12 protein-coding genes and 1 pseudogene are annotated in these 14,618 nt (G+C 69.3%); 6 read left to right on the forward strand and 7 right to left on the reverse strand.

The annotated features are described in order from the left end of the window. Positions 1 to 303 precede the first annotated feature (303 nt). Both Q7F20_RS01380 and Q7F20_RS01385 read right to left on the reverse strand, forming a co-directional pair. The gene (locus tag Q7F20_RS01380; protein ID WP_305738319.1) at positions 304 to 1,044 is read right to left on the reverse strand and encodes an SHOCT domain-containing protein; all 741 of its coding nucleotides are present in this window, start codon (positions 1,042 to 1,044) and stop codon (positions 304 to 306) included. A gap of 6 nt (positions 1,045 to 1,050) precedes the next feature. Then, a complete protein-coding gene (locus tag Q7F20_RS01385; protein WP_305738320.1) occupies positions 1,051 to 1,470 on the reverse strand; it encodes a hypothetical protein in 420 nt (139 codons plus the stop codon). Between the two features lie 238 nt (positions 1,471 to 1,708). Between Q7F20_RS01385 and Q7F20_RS01390 the strand changes: the two genes are divergently transcribed. Both Q7F20_RS01390 and Q7F20_RS01395 read left to right on the forward strand, forming a co-directional pair. Then, positions 1,709 to 1,858 carry a hypothetical protein gene (locus Q7F20_RS01390; RefSeq protein ID WP_305738321.1) on the forward strand — a complete coding sequence of 50 codons (150 nt, stop codon included), beginning with the start codon at positions 1,709 to 1,711 and terminating at the stop codon, positions 1,856 to 1,858. Positions 1,859 to 2,078: 220 nt separating this feature from the next. After that, positions 2,079 to 2,603 carry a hypothetical protein gene (locus Q7F20_RS01395; protein ID WP_305738322.1) on the forward strand — a complete coding sequence of 175 codons (525 nt, stop codon included), beginning with the start codon at positions 2,079 to 2,081 and terminating at the stop codon, positions 2,601 to 2,603. Positions 2,604 to 3,000: 397 nt separating this feature from the next. On the opposite strand, the gene Q7F20_RS01400 is transcribed toward Q7F20_RS01395, so the two are convergent. From Q7F20_RS01400 to Q7F20_RS01415, 4 genes are all read right to left on the reverse strand, one after another. Next, positions 3,001 to 4,014, reverse strand: a complete 1,014-nt coding sequence (locus tag Q7F20_RS01400) for a sugar phosphate isomerase/epimerase (RefSeq protein ID WP_305738323.1) — start codon at positions 4,012 to 4,014, stop codon at positions 3,001 to 3,003. Then, complete coding sequence (locus Q7F20_RS01405) at positions 4,011 to 5,171, reverse strand: Gfo/Idh/MocA family protein (protein ID WP_305738335.1); 1,161 nt, start codon at positions 5,169 to 5,171, stop codon at positions 4,011 to 4,013. Before Q7F20_RS01405 ends, Q7F20_RS01400 begins: the two co-directional genes overlap by 4 nt. A gap of 110 nt (positions 5,172 to 5,281) precedes the next feature. After that, positions 5,282 to 6,712, reverse strand: coding sequence for an MFS transporter (locus Q7F20_RS01410; RefSeq protein WP_305738324.1), 1,431 nt, complete (start codon positions 6,710 to 6,712; stop codon positions 5,282 to 5,284). Between the two features lie 144 nt (positions 6,713 to 6,856). Further along, positions 6,857 to 8,464: a GMC oxidoreductase gene (locus Q7F20_RS01415; RefSeq protein ID WP_305738325.1), complete on the reverse strand. Its 1,608-nt coding sequence runs from the start codon at positions 8,462 to 8,464 to the stop codon at positions 6,857 to 6,859. A gap of 239 nt (positions 8,465 to 8,703) precedes the next feature. Between Q7F20_RS01415 and Q7F20_RS01420 the strand changes: the two genes are divergently transcribed. From Q7F20_RS01420 to Q7F20_RS01430, 3 genes are read left to right on the forward strand one after another with little or no spacing between them, the layout of a single operon-like run. Continuing rightward, a complete protein-coding gene (locus tag Q7F20_RS01420) occupies positions 8,704 to 10,137 on the forward strand; it encodes an MFS transporter (RefSeq protein ID WP_305738326.1) in 1,434 nt (477 codons plus the stop codon). 12 nt (positions 10,138 to 10,149) lie between these two features. After that, a complete protein-coding gene (locus Q7F20_RS01425; protein ID WP_305738327.1) occupies positions 10,150 to 11,634 on the forward strand; it encodes a DUF6379 domain-containing protein in 1,485 nt (494 codons plus the stop codon). A 26-nt stretch (positions 11,635 to 11,660) separates the two neighbouring features. Further along, positions 11,661 to 12,908, forward strand: a complete 1,248-nt coding sequence (locus Q7F20_RS01430) for an ROK family protein (RefSeq protein ID WP_305738328.1) — start codon at positions 11,661 to 11,663, stop codon at positions 12,906 to 12,908. A 179-nt stretch (positions 12,909 to 13,087) separates the two neighbouring features. Here Q7F20_RS01430 and Q7F20_RS01435 read toward each other — a convergent pair. Further along, positions 13,088 to 14,217: pseudogene (locus Q7F20_RS01435) on the reverse strand (IS3 family transposase). On the opposite strand from Q7F20_RS01435, the gene Q7F20_RS01440 reads away from it, so the two are divergent. Then, positions 14,158 to 14,430, forward strand: coding sequence for a DUF3761 domain-containing protein (locus Q7F20_RS01440; protein WP_305738329.1), 273 nt, complete (start codon positions 14,158 to 14,160; stop codon positions 14,428 to 14,430). The pseudogene Q7F20_RS01435 and the gene Q7F20_RS01440 overlap by 60 nt on opposite strands. Positions 14,431 to 14,618 lie beyond the last annotated feature (188 nt).

The following is a 14,618-nucleotide window of genomic DNA, read 5'->3' on the forward strand; positions in this document are numbered from 1 at the left end:
CTGATGGCTGGGCCCCCAGAGCGTGGAGGAGGAAACGGCCCTGGGGTGGGCAGTCTCCTCGCCTCTTGGCACTGCCGGAACCCGAACCGTCGGTGCCATATCTCCTCGGCCGCCACGCGCGCGTGAAGAGGTTTCAGGGGGAGCTTCCCGAATCAGATACGCGCGGCAGCAGGGATGACAGTCCCCGATACTCTCGATGTCGCCAAGGACGTGTCATTGCGGGCCGGGTGGCGCGAGCGGATTGGCCAAATTGGTCGCATGCAGCTCACGATGGTGCACCGTCGTGGAGCCCTGTCATCCGGGCTACCGGCTCAGCAGCCGGGTATTGGCTTGGTCGAATTGTTCGTCGGTGAGGTCGCCGCGGCTGTGGAGTTCGGCGAGCTGCTCGAGTTCCGCTGCGAGAGAGAACGCGTCAGCCTTGGATGTTGCTGCGGGTCGTTGCCGGCCGCGTGCGGCTTGTACGAGCGTCCAGCCGTCGGGCATGCGCCACACGTGCACCGTGTCGCCCGGTTCGGGGGCTTCGTGCGGGGCGAAGGTCGCGGACGGTGCGATCCGCCCAACGACGAGGTCGCCGCCCGGGGTGTCCACGGCGACGACGTAGTCAGCGATTCCCCCGGAGTCCGCCCGGGTCAGTCGCACGTCGACGACACGCCCAACCGTTGCCGCCGTCGTGCTGCGGAGCGTCCGGTACGACTTGCGGAAACGGTCGTTCGCGGGTTTCCGGGCGAGGGAGCGAAGGAACCCGACCCACAACGGGGTCAGGAAAACCCAGGGGAACACGACCCAGACGGGGTTCCAGAACCAGGGAAAGAACCCTTCGTCGTCCCACGCGTTCACCGTCACGATCCAGACGAACGCGACGGTCACGGCCACCATGAGTACCGGTTTGAGGACCATACCCACGGGCGAGGTACCGGGTCCGACGAACGCGCCGGAATCGGATGGGAGCACGTCCGGGCGTTCACCATGGGGCACCACGCGCAGCACTGCTCGCGGTGCTGCGAGTCGCTTCGCCTCGAACGCAGTGTTTGGCAGTTGGCTCATGTTCGGTCAGCTGGCCGGTGCGACGCCGAGATACCCGTACGCACCTGGCTGTGTGGGGCGGGCGACCAACAGGACGCTGTCTCCCGCGCGCGGGATTTGCAGCTTCGAGACCAGCGTCTGCACCTGCACGGTGCTCCCATCGGGCACAGTCGCGGTGATCACGACGATCGGGTCGAAGTTCACCATCTGCCCCGTGTCCACGACACTCATCACCGTCGCCGGAACCTGCGTCCCGCCCGACGCGGCCAGGTCTGCTGCGGTGTGTGAAGTCTGCGCTGCCGTGATCGCGTCCTGCAGCCGCGAGGCGTTCTCCGCACCCATCATCGTCTTCGCGATCCGCCCGGTCAGCCCCCGGCCCTTGGCGATGTTCTCTGCCTGACGCATCGCATCCGTAGCCTGCCCATCGCGGCTCTTCTTCCCAAACAAACCCACTGATCTTCCTCTCGGCTCACAGGTCCCGCCAGCAGGGCTTGGACCGCAGTCCGCGGCACGCGCAATCAGGACAACGAGAGCGTAGCGGCGTGACGACAGTATGTGAAAGCGCATACAAGCCCGGTGTCGGCCGCAGCGTCGGCACGTGCAAGGTGGGCGCTGTGGTCGACGCTGGGCGACCTATTGTGTGGCGGTTCTCACAGAAAATCCGAGTGCGTTACGGTCTTCGACCGTGTCAACACCATCCCCACAGCCCTACGCACCCGCCCCCTCCGTCGCGCCGCGGACCAACACCCTCGCGATCATCTCGCTCGTGCTCGCGTTCGTCGCGCCGCTGATCGGATTCATCCTCGGCTTCGTCGCAGGTCAAGCGTCGCGGTGAGGGTGGTCGTGGACTCGCGGTCGCAGCGGTCATTGTCGGCGGCGCGATCACGCTGCTCTACGTCATCCTCATCGTCGTTGCCGTGCTCGCAGCCGCCTCCGCACCGTCAACCACCTACGGATACTGATCGCGCCCCTGGCCCGACCAACGACGAGGCCTCGCTGCCATTCGGGTGCGAGAGTCCCGTCGTTCAATTCGACGTCGCTCGTAGGCTGCAGCGATGACTGTACCGGCAGCTGTGCCGTGGCCGCCGTTCGATCCGGCGGACCTATCGATCCGCGAACTGCTCGCAAGCTACGTCGCGATCCTCGACGAGCTCAGGCGCCGCGGCCTCGTCCGGACGAGGAAATCCCCGCTCGGAGACCTCGCGGAGAGCCTCGCCATGCGCGCCTACGGCGGATCGCTCGCGCCGAACTCCGAGAAGAGCTATGACCTCATTGCTGACGACGGCCGGCGCATCCAGGTCAAGGCACGCACGGTGCGCGCCGACGACAAGCGCACACAGAACTTCTCGGCCGTGCGCTCGTGGGAGTTCGACGCCGCGCTGTTCCTGCTCTTCGACGCTGCCACATACGACCTGATCTGGGTCCGCGAACTCGACCGCGACCAGACGCAGTCGCTCGGCCGTCGCGTCGAGCACACAAACTCGTCAGCGATCCTCGTGCGCGACGTCGCTCATGCAGGCGCCGACGTAACCGCTCTCGTGCGCGCTGCATACGACCGCATCGACAAGGCGACTGCGTAGGTCGCGCGCGTCTCCGTCACGACAGGATTCCGCAGCCGACTGGCTACGGGCTCCTTGTTCCCCAGAAGCGCCAATTCGCGACCGGCTCAGCGCAGCCGCTTCGTCACGCCGCCCACTTGAGATTGTCGGTCTCGATCGACCGCTCGTCGCCGAACTGCGCCTCGAACGCCTTCTCGAAGGTTTGGTCGTCGTGGTCTGCGCGGAACACGTCACGCAGGTCGTCAATTACAAGACACGCCCTAGGGATCGCGGAGTAGCCGTAATAACGACACAAGCCAGGAGACTTATGGCACTCAGCGGATATCCAATGACCTGCGAGCACATGCCGACCAGTGTCCGATATCCCATCGGACGTTGTAGGGCGTTACGGGTTGAGCAGCATGCAGGCGTGTTGCAGTCACACGTTCTGCGCGAATGCCTGGTCGAAACGGCCGGCCGGCAGCGGCCACAGCAGGGATCGGACGAAGCCGACCGCCTCCGCGGCGCCGTGGAACCGGTCGGTCCCGGCGTCCTCCCACTCGATCGACACCGGGCCGATGTAGCCGATGACGCGGAGGGCCCGGAACGAGTCCTCCCACGGGACGTCCCCGTGCCCGGTGGACACGAAGTCCCACGCCCGGCGCGGGTCGCCCCAGGGCAGGTGCGAGGAGAGGATCCCGTTGCGGCCGTTCCGCCGACGCAACCGCGTGTCCTTGCAGTCGACGTGGAAGATCCGGTCGGCGAATTCGGTGATGAACGACACCGGGTCGATCCCCTGCCACAGCATGTGCGACGGGTCCCAGTTGAAGCCGAACGCCTGCCGGTGGTCGATGGCCTCGAGCGCGCGGACGCTGGTCCAGTGGTCGTAGGCGATCTCGGACGGGTGCACCTCGAGGGCGAACCGCACGCCCTCTGCGTCGAACGCGTCGAGGATCGGGTTCCACCGGGCGGCGAAGTCCTCGTACCCGGCATCGATGACACTGTCCGGGACCGGCGGGAACATCGCCACGTACGGCCAGATCGCCGAGCCGGTGAAGCCGACGACCGTGTCGACGCCGAGCGCCCGGGCGACGCGGGCGGTCAGCCGGAGCTCCTCGGCCGCGCGTTGCCGGACGCCCTCGGCGTCGCCGTCGCCCCAGACGCGGTCACGGACGATGGCCTGGTGGCGGAAGTCGATGGGGTCGTCGCACACCGCCTGCCCGGTCAGGTGGTTCGAGATCGCATGCAGCTGCAGACCATGGTCGTCGAGGATGCGCTTCCGGTCCGCGAGGTACGCCGGGTCCTCCGCGGCGCGCCACACGTCGAGGTGCTGGCCGGAGCAGGCGAGTTCGAGCCCGTCGTACCCCCACTCGGCGGCGCGCCGCGCGACCTCCTCGAGCGGGAGGTCGACCCACTGGCCGGTGAAGAGGGTGACGGGGTTCGGGCTGGTCATCGGACGGTCTCCAGGGTCTCGTGCACGGCGGTCGTGGTGTCGGTGGCCGCCGCACGCACCACGGCGTCGACGATGTGGGCGGAGCGGAGGCCGTCGTCGAAGGTCGGCAGGTCCTCCGGGACGACGCCAGTGACCACGGCGCGGTAGGTGTCGGCGACGAACGCGGCGAAGGCGTCCGGGTAGCCCTGCGGGTGTCCGGCGGGCACGATGCCGAGCCGACGCTGGTCGGGTGCTCCGCGGGACGGGTCGCGGACCACGACCTCGGCGCCGGTCTCGGTGCCGAACCACGCGGACTCCGGCTGCTCCTGGTCGAAGACCGCCGAGGAGACGGAACCGTCCACCTCGAACCAGAGCCGGTTCTTACGGCCGGCGGCAACCTGCGACACGACGACGTTGGCGAGCCGACCGCGTCCGGTGCGGAAGGTCGCGACCGCGGTGTCCTCGGTGGTGACGGTGACCCGTGGGAGGTGCGCCGCGCCTCCTGGCCGGTCCGCACCGAACGACGGGGCGCCGCCGGCGGGACGGGCCTCGTGGACGACGTCCGTGTGCGCGGACACGGCGGTGAAACGCTCCCCGGTGACGAACTCGACGAGGTCGCACCAGTGCGAGCCGATGTCGGCGAACGCGCGGGACGGCCCCCCGGTGGACGCGGACACCCGCCACGAGGACACGTCGGCGTCGTGCATCCAGTCCTGCAGGTAGGAGCCGTGCACGCCGAGGACGCGTCCGAGCCGACCGTCGACGATGCGCGCGCGGATCTCGCGGACGACCGGGTGGTAGCGGTAGACGAAGGGCACGGTCGCGACGACGCCCGCAGCCGATGCGGCCGCTGCCAGCTCCTCGGCCTCGTCGACGGAGACCGCGAGCGGCTTCTCGCAGACGACGTGTGCGCCGGCGGCGATGACCGCGAGCGCGTGCGCGTGGTGCTGGTCGTTCGGGCTGCAGACGTGGACCACGTCCGGCCGTGCGGCGAGGAGCTCGTCGAGCGACGCGTACCCGGTCGGCAGACCGAGGGCCGCGGCGGCTTTCCGGGACCGGTCGACCGTCCGACCGAGGACGCCGAGCACCTCGGCGCCCGCGGCACGGGCTGCCCGGACGTGCACGGCGGCGATCATGCCGGTGCCGATGACGGCGACGCGGACTGCTGGCTCGGCGATGGTGAGCTCCTTCTCGGGAGGCGCGGTGAGGCCCGCGCAGGACGGTGGCGGTCGTGTGGTCGCGTGCGGGAGGACGCACGACCCGGGCGGGCCGCGCGTCCTCCGGTGGTTCAGACGCCCTTCGGCACCTGGAGCGAGCGGGTGTCGAGACGGTTCCGGATCTCGGCGTACTCGCGCTCGTTGAGGCGGTAGAAGAGCATCGGCACGATGGCGAGCGCGGCGGCGATCGCGGGGAGGACGTTGACGACCAGGTCGATCCCCTCGAGTGCCTCGGAGGTCTGCGGGCGGTTGGCGACGTAGCCGAAGGCCCCGAGGAGTGCGAGCCCTGCAGCCCCGCCGATCGCGCTGGCGAGCTTCGTGGCGAAGCTGGTCAGGGCGTACGAGGTGCCGTCGCTGCGGATGCCGGTGCGGTCGTCGGCGTAGTCGACGCAGTCGGCGACCATCGCGAGCGAGAGCGGGATCGCGAAACTGCTGAGGCCGTAGAGGACGGTGACGATGATGACGACCGCTGCGTTGCGGTAGTCCACGAAGTACAGGACGCCAAGCGTGGCCGCCTGCGCCGCGAGCGACACGATGAGCATGTTGCGCTTGCCGAAGCGTCGACCGAGCGGAGCGAACAGCAGGATGCCGACGATCGTCGAAGCCGGGGCGAGGGCCATCAGGATGGACACGAGCCCGAAGTTCCCGACGTTGTAGATGTAGTAGTACAGGACGACGGACAGCCGACCGAACAGGCTCATCAGCGAGAACAGCAGCGTCACGAAGAGCAGCATGAGCGGGCCGTTCGTGAACACGACGCGGGCGGTGCTCCGGAGGCTGATGCCCGCGCCGCGCTCCGGGCTGACGATCTCCTTGCTCGTCTTGAACACCGCGAAGAACAGCGGGATCGACGCGACCGCGAAGACCGCGGCCGTGAGCGTGTACCCGTGCACGGTCTGGGTGTGGCCGTCACCGACGCCGGAGAAGAACACGACCATCGGCAGGATGATCAGCGACAGCGTGATGCCGCCGAGGTTCGTGCCGACCATGCGCCACGAGTTGAGCGAGACACGGTCCGCAGTCCGCTCGCTCATCACGGCGGACAGCGCGCCGTACGGCACGTTCACCGCGGAGTACAGCGCGCCGAGCAGTCCGTAGGTCACCACGGCGAACACGAAGCCGAGGGTCCCGTCGCCGAACGGTGCGGTGAAGGCGAGGACGACGAGCACCGCGAGGGGCAACATGCCGAATAGGATCCACGGGCGGAACCGACCCCACCGGGTCCGGGTCCGTTCCGCCATCGCGCCGATGAACGGGTCGATCACGGCGTCGAAGACGCGGGCGATGAGCATGAGCGCGGCGACGGAGGCCGCGGGGAACCCGACGGCGTCGGTGTAGAACAGCGCCAGGTACGAGCTGGTTATGGTCCAGACGAACTGGCTGGCGACGTCGCCGAGGCCGTACGCCATGCGGACGTGGAGCGGCAACGCCGGTGGCGCGGTGGCGGCGTCGATCGGAGCGCTGCCGGCGGCGACGCTCGTGGGGTCGGAGGTGGTGGCCATTGGGATCTCCCTGCACATCGTTGTGGGGTCCCGGTTCCGCGATGGTAGCGGGGACCGGCTCGGTTCGGGTGGTGGTGGAGCGGGTGGTGGAGTGGCGCTGGTGGTGCGGGTCCGGCCGGGGCCGGACGTCTCCGGGCCCTGCCGTCAGGCGCCGACGGCGACCGCGTGGTCGGACGTCGCGGCGTGCTCGGCCGTCTTCTCGGCGAGGAGCCGGTCGGCGGCGCGGACGGCGAGGGCGACGCTCGTGAGCGTCGGGTTCGCGGCGGTCGCGGTCGGGATGACCCCGTTGCCGCCGACGATGAGGTTCCGGGTGCCCCAGACGCGGGACCACGAGTCGCAGACACTCGTGCCGTCGTCGACCGCACCCGCGCGCAGCGTGCCCTGGTAGTGCAGGCTCGTGCCGGCGGGCATCAGCCGCGGCTCGCCGCCGGGGACGAACCCGCCGAGCGACTCGGCTGCGCGCGTCAGGTACTGCTTCGCCTGCTCGATCTCGCGCTCCTCGTGCTCGGTGAGCGCGTAGTCGACGGTCATCGTCGGCATGCCGAGATAGTCGGTCCCGGTGTCGCTGAAGGTGACGGCGTCCTCGTACCGCGGGAGCTTGCGCATCCCGTAGCCGGCCGTGACGTAGCCCCACGCGTTCCCCGCCCACGGCGACCCCTCGGCGAGCGGGAACGGCGTGCGGTCGGTGTACATGAACTGCCCGGCGAACGGGTGGTCGGGGTCCCAGAACGGCAGTCGGTTCACCGCCGAGACCGGGTCGGCGGGGTTCAGCGCCCGACGGGCGAGCTCCCGCTCGAGGTCCTCGGTCGTGGCGTAGCGGCGCATCGTCTCCTCGGCGAGGCCGATGACGCTGAAGACCAGGGGGTGCTCAGTGAGGTAGTGACCGAGGGCGCGGGGTCGGATGCTGGACGCCCAGAGGATCTGCGGCGTGCGGAAGGCATCGGCGGCGAGGACCACCGTGTCGGCGTGCTCCTCGTACCGCCGGCCGGTGGCCACGTCCTCGAGGAGGACGCCGGTCGCCGTACCGTCGTCGTGGAGCACGCGACGGGCGAGGGTGCCCGCGCGGAGCTCGAAGCGGTCAGCGAACGGGCCGTCCGCGTCGGTCAGCGGTCCGAGCACGGTGTCGGTGCCGGCCCAGTACACGGTGCCGTCCGGACGCTCGTCGGCGGCTACCGGCAGGATGGACGGCGCGCTGTCCGCGGGGAACTCGTCCGCGAAGGTGTCCGTGAGACGGGCGTTGATCGCGCGCCCGATCGGTGAGTCCTGGAACGCCGTGTGGGTAACGTGCAGCAGTGCCTCGGCGTCGCGGAGGTGCGCGTCCCACTCGTCGTCCGGGATGAACACGATCCGCTCGGAGTAGCGCGGCTCGGGGGTGGCGCAGGTCCAGTGCGCCCCCTGTCCGCCGACGCATGTGGCGAGGGCGGCGGCGGGGAACGACGGCGCGTGACCGGAGCCCGGACCGCCGAAGTCGACGAGGTGGGTGCCGTGGCGGGCCGTGATCGTGCCCTCCTGGACGATGTGCCCGGCGAGCGCCTGCACTCCGCCGTTCGCCTGCGGGCCCTGCGCCGCGGTCCGTGCGGCGTCGCGCTCCGAGGCGTCGGCGACGTTCCGCAGGTTCATGCCGGGTCGCTCGGTGAGCTGGGGGCCGAGCTCGACCATGAGCACGGTCGCTCCGTCGTCGCCCTCGAGGATGCGGCGGGCGAACGTCGCGCCGATCGGTCCACTGCCGACGATGACCACTCGCTGCGTCATGGGTGTCCCTCTTCCTGCGGCCGCCGTTGGCCGCGTGTCGGTGGCCGTTGCAGCCACGGGGAGAACATAAGCACGGGTCATGCAAAAGTCAACAAGAAATGTTTGAAGTGAGTTGAAGATGACGCTTTTCACGTGTACCGTGCAGAAGTCGGTCCGGCGCAGAAGCCGGAGTGGTCCTCCTCCGCGACGAGGCGTGATCCGGGCTGGAAACCCCCTGGCGTCACCGGAAGGAGAGGCCCTTGCCCGAAGAGACCGTGTCGGTCCGCGACCGCCTCGTGTTGTTCACACTCGCCGCCGCCCAGCTGCTCGTGATCCTCGACACGACCATCGTCAACATCGCCGTGCCACGGGCGCAGGTCGACCTGCACCTGAGCGACGAACTCCGCCAGTGGGTGATCACCGGCTACGCCCTGGCGTTCGGTTCCGTCCTGTTGATCGGCGGCCGGATCGCCGACTTCTGGGGCCGCAAGCGCACGTTCCTCCTGGGACTGGCGCTCTTCGGGGCGGCGTCGCTCTGGGGCGGCCTGTCGACGGTCGGCGTCGAGCTGATCGGCGCTCGGGTGCTGCAGGGCGCCGCTGCCGCGCTCATGGCCCCGGCGTCCCTGTCGCTCGTCAGCGTCACGTTCCCGTCGGGCCGGGCACGCAACGTCGCGTTCGGTCTGCTCGGGGGCATCGTGTCGTCGGGTGCCGCGGTCGGGCTCATCCTCGGCGGAGTGCTCACCGAGTGGACGAGCTGGCGCTGGTGCCTCCTCGTCAACGTGCCGATCGTCATCGCCGCGTTCGTCGCCGCCGTCCCGGTCCTGCGCGAGAGCCGGTCGTCCGAGCGCTCCCGCTACGACGTCGCCGGGGCCGTCACGGTCGCGCTCGGCTTCGGGGCACTCGTGTACGGGCTGACGCGTGCCGAGGCCGGTTGGATCGAGGGCGGCGCGCTGCTGTTCGTCATCGTCGGCGTCCTCCTCCTCGTTGCGTTCGTCGTCATCCAGCAGCGGACCTCCGCGCCGCTGCTGCCGCTCCGGGTGGTCCTGCACCGGGCCCGCGGTGGGGCGATGCTTGTGCAGGCGTGCAGCGGTGGCGTGGTGGTCGGGATGACGCTCTACCTCACGTTCCACCTACAGCAGGTGCTGCACTTCTCACCCCTGGCCTCCGGGCTCGCCACCCTTCCCTTCGCTGTCGCGATCGCCGCGACGATCCCGGTCCTGGTCCGCTTCATCCCGCGCACCGGCCCGAAGCCCATGCTCGTCGGCGGCCCCCTCGTCGCCGCCCTCGGCCTCGTGCTGCTCAGCCGTGTCAGCGCCGACGGGTCCTACTGGACCGAGGTCCTGCCCGGGCTCGTCGTGATGGGCGTCGGCATGGCCGGCATCTTCATGCCCGCGCAGAGCGTCGCCCTGGCCGGCGTCGACGAGCGCGACGCCGGAGCCGCAGCCGCCGCTTCCAACGCCGCGAACCAGATCGGCGGCTCGATCGGCCTCGCCGTCCTCACGAACCTCTACCTCGCCGCGACCGAGGGCTCCCCCGACCCGGGCGTCCTCGTCCAGGGCTACTCGGCGGTCTTCCTCGCCAGCGCCGGGATCCTCGTCGTCGCCGCGGCCATCGCCGCGTTCGTCATCACCTTCCGGACGCGCGGCGGCGTGACCGCCGCGATCCCCTCCGACCACACCGCCCCGATCCTCTGAAAGGGAACGACCATGGCAACGCACAACGTCTTCATCAACCCACTGAGCCTCCGCACCGACGCGGACGGCGCGAAGCTCCTCCTCCACCTGCCCTGGTACCGCAGCCTGTGGCTCTCCGTCGTGGACGAGATCGTGGTGACCTTCGACGGCCAGGAGCTCACGCAGGACCAGCTCACCTTCCGCTTGAACGGCCGGTCGTACCGCGTCGCCGAGCTCCGTGAGCAGGTGGACACGCTCTGGTTCCTCCAGGACGTCGCCGAACTCGCCCTCGACCTCGATGCCCCGGTCACCGTCGGCGAGCACCACACCGTCGAGGTCCGCGCGAAGCTGACGCTCGTCTACATGCAGATCCGACCCGAGCTCTACGTGCCGCAGAACGTCCACCAGGTGCTCGACCTCGAGGTCCTCCCCCAGGACGCACCGGCAGCGCCCCGGCCGACGGTCCACACGCGCGACGTAACCCCGGAACCGGAGCAACCCGACGAGCCGTTCAAGCTCGGCCTCACGCTGTACTCGGCGACGAACGAGATGGTCGCCGGGCACTACGACCTCGACTCGCTCCTCGCCCGCGTCGCCGAGCAGCAGGTCGGCCCCGGCATCGAGATCGTCGCCTCGCAGATGATCCGCTCCTACCCCGTCGTCACCGCCGAGTTCGAGCGGGAGTGGCGGAGTGCGTTCGACCAGTACGGATTCGAGCCGTCGTCGTACGGCGCGAACCTCGACTTCGGGCGACTCCGGACCCGTGACATGGACAACGACGAGGAGTACGAGTTCTCGGCGCACATGCTGCGCGGTGCGAAGCGTCTCGGCTTCCCGCTCGTGCGCATCCAGAGCACGCGTCGCGCACTGCTCGAGCGGCTCGTTCCCCTCGCCGAGGAGCTCGATCTCAAGCTCGGCTACGAGATCCACGCCCCGCACGGCCCGAACACACCCGCGACGATGGAGGTGCGCGAACTGTTCGACGAGCTCGACTCGCCGCTGCTCGGCTTCGTCGCCGACTTCTCGTCGACGATGCACGCGATGTCGCCAGCCCTGCTCAAGGCGGTCCGTCGTCTCGGCCTCGACGACGCCGCGGTCCAGCGTCTGCAGGAGATCTGGGCGACCGACGCCCCCGGGACGGAACGGCAGGCACAGTTCCTCGACTACCTCCGCTCGCGGGACATCGAGCCGGCGATCCTCGGCTCGTTCGCGCACCTGGCGTTCAACATGCACGGGCACGTGCCGATCGAGGAGTGGCAGGACATCATGCCGCAGATCCTGCACGTGCACGCGAAGTTCTACGACATCGACGAGGACGGCAACGAGCCGGCGATCGACTACCGCGGGCTCGTGCAGGAGTTCGCGCGAGGTGGCTTCAGCGGGTACATGTCGAGCGAATGGGAGGGGCACGCCTTCCTCGACGTCGAGGACGCCGACTCGATCGCCCTCGTCCGCGAACAGCACAACCTGATCCGGCGTGCGATGCACGAGGTCATGTCGCCTACGCTGGCGAAGTAACCGGACACGACAGACGCGGACGAGGGATGACCACCTACACCGAGACGACTCGACAGGCAGTCGACAGCGTCGGGAGCCTCCTGGCGGTGGTCAACCTCGTCCGCACCGGTCGTGCACGGACACGACCGGGCCTCGCCCAGACGCTCGGGCTCGGACGCACCGTCATCGCGCAGCGCGTCGACCAGGCCATCGACGTCGGCTACCTCGAGGAGAGCGAGCTCGGGGAGTCGACGGGTGGTCGTGCTCCGCGAACGCTCCGCTTCCGGTCGGAACGCGGCCACATCGTCGTCTGCGCGCTCGGTGCCCTGCACATCCGCGTCGGGGTGTCCGACCTCGACGGCACCATCCTGCGCAGTGACCACCGCGAGTGGGACATCGCGCAGGGCCCGAAGGCGACGCTGCAGGTCGCCCAGGACATGATCGACTCGCTCCTGGCCGGTGTCGACTCCTCGCCGATCTGGGGTGTGGCGGTCGGCGTCCCCGGTCCGGTCGATTTCGCGACCGGTCGTCCCGTCACCCCGCCGATCATGCCGGGCTGGGACGCCGTCGACATCCGCGGCGCGTTCGAGCGGAAGTACCACGCACGCACCTGGGTGGACAACGACGTGAACCTGCTCGCCCTGGCGGAACGTGCCCGCCGCGGTGACGACGAGCACCTCGACCTCATCTACCTCAAGGTCGGGACCGGCATCGGCGCGGCGTTCCTGTTCGACGGGCACCTGCACCGCGGTGTCTCCGGCGCGGCAGGCGACATCGGGCACACCCCGGTGGCGAACGGCGACGGCCTCACCTGCCGCTGCGGCAAGACCGACTGCCTCGAAGCCACGGCCGCCGGCTGGGCGCTCATCCGCGACGCGCAGGACGCCCTCGACGCGGGCGAGGCATCCGACCTCCGCCCGACCTCCGAGGCACGGGCCCTCGTGCCCGAGGATCTCGCTCTCGCCGCACGGCGGTTCGACCAGCTCGCCCTCCGACTCGTCGGGCGGTCGGCGGAGCGCGCCGGGGCGGCGGTCGCCGTCCTCGTGAACGCGCTCAACCCGTCCGTCGTGGTCACCGGCGGGGCGATCAGCTCCGCCAACGACGCGTTCACCGTCCCCTTCGCACGCGCCGTCCACGACGCCGCACTCCCCTTGACCGCCCGCAACCTCTCGATCGTGCACTCCCAGGCGGATCGTGACGAACCGATCGCCGGCGGCAACGCGCTCGTCATCGAGCAGCTCTTCGAGCGCTCGTTCAGCGAATGGTTCGCGGACGGACAACCTACTGCGCCCTGATACCCAGCGCGCGGCAGCGATGGGCAGTCCTGCGGGGTCTGCTTAGAAGGCGTTGGCCTGCCGAGACTGCCTGGCGCGCGTCATTCCTCCCGCGACATGGACGTCAGGTCAGCAAGACCAGCGGCTGGCCTTCAAAACGGTGGTCCTTCTGATGAATCGTCCTCGGTTGGCTGCCGCTCCTATGCGGGTGCCAGCACCGGGTGGTGTGGCGTTTCGTGGTCAGCGTAGTAGACGGTCTCGAGCTCGTCGGGCGGGACGTGTCCGAGGGTGGAGTGCAGGCGTCTGGCGTTGTACCAGTCGACCCATCCGGCGGTGACCCATTCGACGTCGGCGATCGTGCGGAGCGGCCCGGGGCGGAACGGGGAGCCGTCTCGGATCGCTTCGTTCTTGAACAGCCCAATCGTCGATTCGGCGAGGGCGTTGTCGTACGCATCGCCGATCGATCCGATCGACGCGGCGATGCCCTCGAGCGCGAGCGTCTCCGCGAACGCCACGGACGTGAACTGGGAGCCGGCGTCGCTGTGATGGATCAGACCGTCCTCGGCGGGGTGGCCACCATGGTCGCGTCGCCACAACCCCATCCGCAGCGCGGTCGTCACCAACGGGATCGTCTTGATCGTCGACGCGTGCCAGCCGACGATCGCGCGCGAGAAGCAGTCGATCACGAACGACACATAGACGAACCCGGCCCACGATCTGACGTACGTGAAGTCCGCGACCCTGCGCTTGGAGACCTGAAGCCCGCGTCGGCGCAGCAGGGCGGTCATCTTCCGCCGCCCATACATCGATTCGGGAGACGGCTCGCCCTTCTCGTTCACCCGCACGGCGAGGATCGCGTCGATGACCACCGCGTCCGCGAGGTCGCGGTCGCTGGGCCGGGCCCGTTTCCATGCCCGGTAGGTCCGCTCGGCGACCTGCACGCCCTGCTCCCGCAGGACCTGGCAGATCGACCCGACCGAGCGGCCTTTGGCCCGCTGCTCCTCGATGAACCCGAGGATCAGCGGCGTCGGGGGTCGAGTTCCCCGGCGAAGAAAACCGCCGCGTCCCGCAAGATCGCGTTCGCTTCCCGCAGCTCACCGTTCTCCCGCTCGAGCCGGCGGATCCGCTCCGACTCGCTCGAGGTGACCCCCTGCCGGTCGCCGGCATCGACCTGCGCCTGCCGCACCCACCGGCGCAAGCTCTCAGCCCCGAACCCCAACCGCGCCGACACGCTCTCGCACGCGGCCGTCAGGTTCGGATACTCATCGAGATGATCGAGCACGAGCCGGACCGCACGCTGCTTCGTCTCCTCCGGAATCCTCTTCGGCATGATCAACATCTTCCTTCCAGACTCGAAAGGAAACGGCATCACACCGGGGACGGTTCACCGGCACCGGCACCCGCACCGGCACCGGCACCGGCACCGGCACCGGACGAGGGTGGCGGCGCGACCGCACTCTGCAATGACGGGACGCTTTCCTACGCAGCTCACCACCAAGGGGCTTGCTCTCATCACGGAGGTGTCGCCAAGTTCTACAGGTGAAACGGTCTGGAACCAACGGCAGCGTCCGTCCCGTCGGGCTGTCGCACGAGCGGGGCGAGGATGTCGGCGCTCGCTCCTACGGTGTGGGTAATGCTCACGTCCGTGAGCGCTGATGGCAAAGGAGCCGATCATGCGAGTCGCCCCGTATCACTCGACGAATCAGTCAGACCCCGACGTTCACCACGACG

The organism is Curtobacterium sp. A7_M15 (assembly GCF_030705415.1).
Taxonomy (GTDB): domain Bacteria; phylum Actinomycetota; class Actinomycetes; order Actinomycetales; family Microbacteriaceae; genus Curtobacterium.